This is a genomic window from Cupriavidus sp. UYPR2.512 (assembly GCF_000379565.1).
In the GTDB taxonomy this organism is placed as follows: domain Bacteria; phylum Pseudomonadota; class Gammaproteobacteria; order Burkholderiales; family Burkholderiaceae; genus Cupriavidus.
This window is the reverse complement of record NZ_KB902897.1, coordinates 1-7,446: the sequence shown is the minus strand read 5'-3', so window position 1 is coordinate 7,446 and position 7,446 is coordinate 1. Positions and strand designations below refer to the sequence as shown.

Sequence of the window (7,446 nt, the reverse complement as noted above, 5' to 3'; positions counted from 1 at the left end):
TCGCGCTAAACCACGTCCGCCTCGCCAGAAACCTCATCGACATGCCGCCTATAAGGCTTGCTGATGTCCTTATCTTGGGTGGATTGGCTGGCCACCGGCCTCTATGCCACGGGCCGCATTCCACCTGCGCAGGCGCTGGCGTCGAACAAGCGGCTCGACATCGTCATCCGCGACGGCAACGGCGGCTTTCGCCGCGATATTGCGCTGGTGGATGCGGTGATCTCGCACGAGCACTTCATCGGCGCGCGCGCCTTGTGGAAGACCGACACGCTTGCCGCCGTCTACGTGTCCTTTGCCGACCCCGAGGCCATCGGCCTGTCATCCATCGCCGGGCTGCTGGAGCCGGTGGGCCGGCGCGAGGAGGGCGGCCTCGCGATCGAGCTGGCCGCGCCCGGCGAAGGCGAATTCGACCTGTGCGCGCCGATCGCACCCGGCCTGATGTGCACCGTGCCGGTGGCCGGCTGGCAGCGGCTTGAACACGGCCGGCCCCATCGCGTGCGCCAGCGCAGCGGCATTGTCGCGCTGGATGGCGAGCGCGAACTGGCCTTCGGCCCGGACGACGAAGTCACCGTCACCCTGCATGACCACGCCTTTCGCAGCATCGACGTCGCGGCCTGCATGCGCCATGCCGCGCGCCACCACCTGATGCGCAGCCTGCCGCGGCACGCCGCGGTGGGATGACGCGCGGGCACCGCGTCCGCGCTCGCTTTTCCCCCTTTCTTGAAGTGCAACACCTGAAAATGAAGGAGACAGACATGACAGCCAGAGCTTCTCAAGATTGCGCCGCGCTGCCGCTCGACAAGGAGACGTTGCTGACGGTGTACCGGAAGATGCGCACCATCCGCGATTTCGAGGAACGCCTGCACGTGGACTTCGGGCGCGGCGACATCCCCGGCTTCGTCCACCTGTACGCAGGCGAGGAAGCCGCGGGCGTCGGCATCCTGCACCACCTGAACGATGGCGACCGCATCGCCAGCACGCACCGCGGCCACGGCCATTGCATTGCCAAGGGCGTCGATCCGGTGGCGATGATGAAAGAGATCTACGGCAAGAAGGGCGGCTCGTGCAATGGCAAGGGCGGCTCGATGCATATCGCCGACCTGTCCAGGGGCATGATGGGCGCCAACGGCATCCTGGGCGCGGGCGCGCCGCTGATCTGCGGCGCCGCGCTGGCGGCCAAGTTCCGCGGCAAGGGCGAGGTCGGCATCACCTTCTGCGGTGACGGCGCCTCCAACCAGGGCACCTTCCTGGAAAGCCTGAACCTGGCCGCGGTGTGGAACCTGCCGGTGATCTTCGTGATCGAGAACAACGGCTATGCCGAATCGACCTCGCGCGATTACGGCACCGCGGTGGACAGCTACGTGGACCGCGCCGCCGGCTTCGGCATCCCGGGCGTGACGGTGGACGGCACCGACTTCTTCGCTGTCCATGAAGCGGCCGGCGAAGTGATCCGGCGCGCGCGCGAAGGCGGCGGGCCGTCGCTGCTCGAATGCAAGATGGTCCGCTTCTACGGCCACTTCGAGGGCGATGCGCAAACCTACCGCGCCGCCGGCGAACTCGACGACATCCGTGCCAACAAGGATTGCCTGAAGCTGTTTGGCCGCGCCGTGACCCAGGCGGGCGTGGTCGCGCGCGAAGAACTCGACGCCATCGATCGCGAAGTCGCGGCGCTGATCGAGCATGCCGTGCAGGAGGCCAAGGCCGCACCGCAACCCGGGCCCGAAGACCTGCTCACCGACGTCTACGTCAGCTACTGATCCGCCACGCGCTAACCCCATATCAGGAGACAAACCATGGCTCGCAAACTGAGCATCAAGCTGGCGATCAACGAGGCGATCGACCAGGAAATGACCCGCGACCCCAGCGTCATCATGCTGGGCGAAGACATCGTCGGTGGCGCCGGCGCGGACGGAGAGAAGGACGCCTGGGGCGGCGTGCTGGGCGTGACCAAGGGCCTGTACGCCAAGCATGGCGACCGGCTGCTGGACACGCCGCTGTCTGAATCCGCTTACGTGGGCGCCGCCATCGGCGCCGCGGCCTGCGGCATGCGCCCGATCGCCGAGCTGATGTTTATCGATTTCATGGGCGTTTGCTTCGACCAGATCTTCAATCAGGCGGCCAAGTTCCGCTACATGTTCGGCGGCAAGGCCGAAACCCCGGTGGTGATCCGCGCGATGGTCGGCGCGGGCTTTCGCGCGGCCGCGCAGCACAGCCAGATGCTGACGCCATTGTTCACGCATATCCCCGGGCTGAAGGTGGTGTGCCCGTCCACGCCGTACGACACCAAGGGCCTGCTGATCCAGGCGATCCGCGACAACGACCCGGTGATCTTCTGCGAGCACAAGAACCTCTACGGCCTGGAAGGCGAGGTGCCCGAAGGCGCCTACGCGATCCCGTTCGGCGAGGCCAATATCGTGCGCGACGGCAAGGACGTGTCGATCGTCACCTATGGGCTGATGGTGCATCGCTCGCTCGAAGCGGCCGCCGCGCTGGCCAAGGAGGGCATCGAGGCGGAAGTGATCGACCTGCGCACGCTCTCGCCGCTGGACATGGACACCGTGCTGGAATCGGTCGAGAGCACCGGCCGCCTGGTGCTCGTGGACGAGGCCAGCCCGCGCTGCAATATCGCCACCGATATCTCGGCGCAGGTTGCGCAGCAGGCCTTTAGCGCGCTCAAGGCGGGTATCGAGATGGTGTGCCCGCCGCATACGCCGGTGCCGTTCTCACCGACGCTGGAGGACCTGTACATTCCCAGCGCCGCGCAGATCGTGGCCGCCGCGCGCAAGACCATGAAGGGAGGCAAGCACTGATGGGAACCGCACTTTCCCCCACGATTATCCCGATCGTGATGCCCAAGTGGGGCCTGTCGATGAAGGAAGGCACGGTCAATGCCTGGCTGGTCGACGAAGGCACCGAAATTACCGTGGGCATGCCGATCCTGGATGTGGAAACCGACAAGATCGCCAATGCGGTGGAGGCGCCCGACGCGGGCACGCTGCGCCGCAAGGTGGCGCAGGCCGGCGACGTGCTGCCGGTGAAAGCGCTGCTCGGCGTGCTGGCACCTGCGGAGGTGAGCGATGCGCAAATCGATGATTATGTCGCGGCTTATGAAGCGCCGGCAGACGAAGGTGGCGAAGAGGGCGCCGCTGCCGCGTACCAGTTTGCCGACGTCGACGGCATCCGGGTCCGCTATGCCCGCAAGGGCGGCGGCGCCGAAACCGTGCTCTTCATCCACGGATTTGGCGGTGACCTGGACAACTGGCTGTTCAACCTCGATCCCCTGGCCGACGCGTACACCGTTGTGGCGCTCGACCTGCCCGGCCACGGACAGTCGTCGCCGCGGCTCGCGGGCACGACGCTGGCGCAGATGGCCGGCTTTGTAGCGCGCTTCATGGACGAGACCGGGATCGAGGCCGCGCATGTGGTCGGCCATTCGATGGGCGGCGGCGTGGCGGCGCAACTGGCTGTGGATGCACCGCAGCGGGTGCTGTCGGTGGCGCTGGTGTCGCCGGTGGGCTTTGGTGATGCCGTCAACAGTGGCTATACCGAAGGCTTCGTCACTGCCCAGTCCCGGCGCGAGCTCAAGCCCGTGGTCGAACTGCTGTTCGCCGACGTGGGGCTGGTCAGCCGCCAGATGCTGGACGACCTGCTGCGCTACAAACGGCTGGACGGCGTCACCGAGGCGCTGACGGCGCTGGGGCAGGGACTCTTCGGCGGCGGCCGCCAGAGCGAGCAGCCTGGCCAGCGGCTGGCCGGCAGCGGCAAGCGCGTGCTGGTGGTGTGGGGCGGGCAGGACCAGATCATCCCGGCCGCGCACGCTGAAGCCGCGCCGGCGGGAGCAACCGTCAAGGTCTTCGCCGATGCTGGCCACATGAGCCAGATGGAGAAGGCCAATGACTTCAACGCGCTGCTGAAGAAGCATCTGGCCGGCTGACGCCGCGCGCGGATGGCGCCCGCGCCAGCGGCGCCATCCGCTCGGCCAGCTGTTCGAATTCAAGACAGGACACCTCATGACCACAGACCTGAAGACCCGCCTGACCGGGATCAACAAGCAATTCGGTGCGCTCGGCCAGGCCCAGCCCGCCGCCATGAGCGCCTTCCAGGGCGTGATGAAGGCTGCCACGCAGGATGGCAGCCTGGACGCCGCCGTCAAGGAACTGATTGCCGTCGCGCTGGCGGTGCACAAGGGCTGCGACGACTGCGTGCTGTTCCACACCAGCCAGGCGCTGCGCCATCGCGCTACGCGCGAGCAGCTGGCCGAAGTGCTGGCCATCAATATCGAGATGGGCGGCGGGCCCGGCGCCATGTATGCGTCGAAGGCGCTGGCGTACTTTGATGCGCTCAACGCCTAGCCTTGCTAGACTCGGCACGTTGCCATCCGGAGGCTGGTGCTATCCCATGCGGTTTGAATTTGTCGATGCGGCCCATGCCGGGCAGGCGGGCAGCGACCCGCTGCAGGATGAGCTGGCCTTGCTCGACCTCGCGGCACAGGGCCGGCAAGTGGCGCAGCTGTGGGAGGCGCCGCTGTCGCTGGTGGTGCCGCGCACCTACCTGCGCCACGCCGCGCTGGAAACTGCGCGCGCCGACTTCGCGCAGCAGGGATGCCCGGTATTCCTGCGCATGTCGGGCGGCGGGCTGGTGCCGCAGGGCCCTGGCATCCTCAACCTGAGCCTGGCCTACACAGTGGGACAGCCGCCAGGCGCGCGCAGCGATGCGGTCTACCTGCACCTGTGCGAGGTCATCGGCGACGCGCTGCAAGCGCTGGCCGTCGACACGCACTGGCAGGCGGTGGCCGGTTCCTTCTGCGACGGCCGCTACAACCTGGCCTGGGGCCCGCCCGAAGCCGCGCGCAAGATCGCCGGCACGGCGCAGTACTGGCGGCGCGCGCCCGCGGCCATGCAAGCGCCCGACGGACAGCGCCACCTGGTGCTGGCCCATGCGGTGCTGCTGGTCAGCGCCGACCCCATGCAGATCAACGCTCGCGCCAATGCGTTCGAAGCGGCCATCGACAGCGGCCGGCGCTATGACGCGGGCAAGGTCGTCAGCGTGCGCGAGGCATTGTTGGCCAGCGGCCGCGCGGTCAATGACGGCGCCGCGCTGATGGCGCAAGTATCGGAAGCGCTGCGGCGAAGCGTCGGGCAGATGCCGCCACCGGCGTAGCCGCTTGACCGGGAGACGCCAATTGGCGATCCCAAAAAATTGCGGCCCACGCGGGGCCGCTAAAAATCGGGAATACGAGGCGTGTCAGATGCCTCAGGAGACGTTATCGGCACAACGCGGGTCGGCAAGACCCCACTTCGGTGGGGTCTGTCGAGCCCAATCCTGGAGGCGGGTGATCGCTTATGCGGTCAGGTAGGCGGAGTGCGGGTCCGGCCGGATGGCAGCGCGCAGCTTGCGAACGCTGGCTTCCAGTTCGGCATGGGCGGCATCGAGCCACGCCACGCGATGGCGCACCGGGTCCTTGGCCGACAGGTCGCTGGCGGCGATCTCGCGCAGGAAGTAGCGCACCATGCTGCCGGCGCGCGCCGGCACTGGCATCATCCCCAGCAGTTGATGCTTCGCCAGCAGCCGGCGGCTGACTGCATGCCGCAGTCCTGCCCAGGCGGTACGGCCCAGCGCGATATACAGCGCATCGGTGCGCATCTGTCGCACGGCGCCCAGGAACTGCGCTTCGAATACCTCGCGCAGCATCGGTGTGTCCAGCAGTTCTTCCAGTGGCCCGTCGAACGCCAGACCGCGCCGCGTGGTGGCATACGGCAGCAAGGCAAGCGGTTGCAGGCGCTCGAACCCGTCGTTCCACAATGCCGCGGCGTGCGGCAGGCCGACCAGTTCCGGCACCCGGAAGTGGTCGAGCATGCGGATCAGGTTGGGCCGCACCAGCTTGCCGCCCAGTTCGACGCGCCGCTTGTTCTCGCGCTGGATCACGCGTCCGGGTGCATGGACGCGCATCAGTTCCTCAGTGACGGCGGCTGCCAGCCGCACATGGGCGTGGCCGGGCGTGGTGCTGACCAGCACCAGGGCTGCCTGGGTGTTCAGGTATTCGCAGGGCACGTAGTGCATGGCGTACGTGCCGTCTTGTGCCACCACAACCGGTCTGGCGATCACGCCGACTGCGCCCGCAAGCCGAGCCTGCGCGCAATACGCTTCGATGAAGTTGGTCAAGGAATCCCCCCGCTCGCTTCGATACATCGGCGCTTTCTATTGACGCCTTTTACTTTTTCTGCTTGCCGTTCATGGTAAGCCTGCGGTGCATGGCAGATAAAGCGCGCGGCGCCGGTTTGACCGGAATGCGACGAAACCTTGGTGGGCCAGCCAACACATGGGGCAGGATGCCCCTCGAACGGGTGGGGCACGCGTCTGGTCCGCGCCATGTACGGTATCGCACCGCGTGCGTCAGAACGATGACATCAGGCAGGAGAGAATCAGCCGGAACGGGACTGCCGCGACGTTGGGTCGCCGGAACGAAAAGACCGGACACGTACGTGTCCGGTGAACCCATTTGCTGACTCAGGTCGTGTCACAGCCCGAGAACTCAAATAATAACGATTATCATTTGAGTCAGCAATAGCAGAGGGCGTGATCTTGCCGGGGATCAGGCCATCGAAGTCTGGATGGAAAACTGTCCCGACAAGGTCTTGTGCACCGGGCAGCGGTTCGCCACGCGGAGCAGGTCATCCAGGATCTGGGGCGTAAGCTCTCCGCTGACCTTGACCTCGCGATTCATGGTGTAGGTCCCGTTGGCCTCTTCATGACCGACCGACACATGGACTTCGGAGATCGCGTAGCCCTTGCGTCTGGCATACAGCTGCAAAGTCAGCGTGGTGCAGGCGGCCAGGGCCGAATCCAGCAGGTCGTGCGGGTTCGGGTATTGGGTGTCGCCGCCGGCAGATGCATCCAGGTCGGCTTGCCATTCGGCAGTTCCGTTGGTCAGGTGGCAGATGCTGTTGCCCTGGCTCGGTTGCCAGGTCGCTTGGATAGTCATCAAACGTCCCCATCTAATAAGAGAGCGGCCCGGCGGGCCGGAACAGCCATTCTATAAGCAGCACCGGGCGGGGGCTGAAGCGGCCGGGAATGCCTTTTTCAGGCGGTTTGGCTTTTTTTCGAAGAACCGCTTGCCAACCCCGCTGCGGTCACTTAATATTCGCCCCCTCGCAACACACAACGCAGCGCTGCAAAGCAGACGCAGCAAGGGTTGCGGGGTCGACCGGGTTGGTTGGCGCAGCGAAGTTGGCGCGCCGGCCGCAGCGAAAAAAGTTGCTGAAACGGTTGACGAAACGAAGAAAGCTCTGCATAATCTCGTTTCTCTGCTGCAGACAACGCAGCAGCGCTGAACGGCAAAGCCGGCGGCGAAGTTCTTTAACAACCAAACAACCGATAAGTGTGGGCGCTGGGTAGCGGACGCCGCTGTCTTCGGACAGTGTGGCTTCACAAGTTATACAGTGCTCG

8 protein-coding genes and 1 pseudogene are annotated in these 7,446 nt (G+C 66.0%); 6 read left to right on the top strand and 3 right to left on the bottom strand.

Annotated features, from left to right (window positions below):
- Nucleotides 1-87 precede the first annotated feature (87 nt).
- The 6 genes and pseudogenes from A3A5_RS38050 to A3A5_RS0109045 all read left to right on the top strand — a co-directional run.
- Nucleotides 88-681 (top strand): annotated as a pseudogene (locus tag A3A5_RS38050) (NAD(+)/NADH kinase); the annotation flags it as partial.
- A 74-nt stretch (nucleotides 682-755) separates the two neighbouring features.
- Nucleotides 756-1,757, top strand: coding sequence for a thiamine pyrophosphate-dependent dehydrogenase E1 component subunit alpha (locus tag A3A5_RS0109065; protein ID WP_026200602.1), 1,002 nt, complete (start codon nucleotides 756-758; stop codon nucleotides 1,755-1,757).
- Between the two features lie 36 nt (nucleotides 1,758-1,793).
- A complete protein-coding gene (locus A3A5_RS0109060; RefSeq protein ID WP_018310279.1) occupies nucleotides 1,794-2,810 on the top strand; it encodes an alpha-ketoacid dehydrogenase subunit beta in 1,017 nt (338 codons plus the stop codon).
- Nucleotides 2,810-3,934 carry an acetoin dehydrogenase dihydrolipoyllysine-residue acetyltransferase subunit gene (locus A3A5_RS0109055; protein ID WP_018310278.1) on the top strand — a complete coding sequence of 375 codons (1,125 nt, stop codon included), beginning with the start codon at nucleotides 2,810-2,812 and terminating at the stop codon, nucleotides 3,932-3,934. The genes A3A5_RS0109060 and A3A5_RS0109055 overlap by 1 nt, the downstream gene beginning before the upstream one ends.
- Before the next feature lie 76 nt (nucleotides 3,935-4,010).
- Complete coding sequence (locus A3A5_RS0109050; RefSeq protein WP_018310277.1) at nucleotides 4,011-4,352, top strand: carboxymuconolactone decarboxylase family protein; 342 nt, start codon at nucleotides 4,011-4,013, stop codon at nucleotides 4,350-4,352.
- Nucleotides 4,353-4,398: 46 nt separating this feature from the next.
- Nucleotides 4,399-5,160, top strand: a complete 762-nt coding sequence (locus A3A5_RS0109045) for a hypothetical protein (protein WP_018310276.1) — start codon at nucleotides 4,399-4,401, stop codon at nucleotides 5,158-5,160.
- Nucleotides 5,161-5,340: 180 nt separating this feature from the next.
- Here A3A5_RS0109045 and A3A5_RS0109040 read toward each other — a convergent pair whose 3' ends face one another.
- From A3A5_RS0109040 to A3A5_RS44575, 3 genes are all read right to left on the bottom strand, one after another.
- A complete protein-coding gene (locus A3A5_RS0109040) occupies nucleotides 5,341-6,162 on the bottom strand; it encodes a hypothetical protein (RefSeq protein WP_018310275.1) in 822 nt (273 codons plus the stop codon).
- 430 nt (nucleotides 6,163-6,592) lie between these two features.
- Nucleotides 6,593-6,982, bottom strand: coding sequence for an OsmC family protein (locus A3A5_RS0109035; protein ID WP_018310274.1), 390 nt, complete (start codon nucleotides 6,980-6,982; stop codon nucleotides 6,593-6,595).
- Nucleotides 6,983-7,130: 148 nt separating this feature from the next.
- On the bottom strand, nucleotides 7,131-7,446 hold a 316-nt coding region (locus A3A5_RS44575), incomplete at its 5' end, for a hypothetical protein (protein ID WP_232431301.1).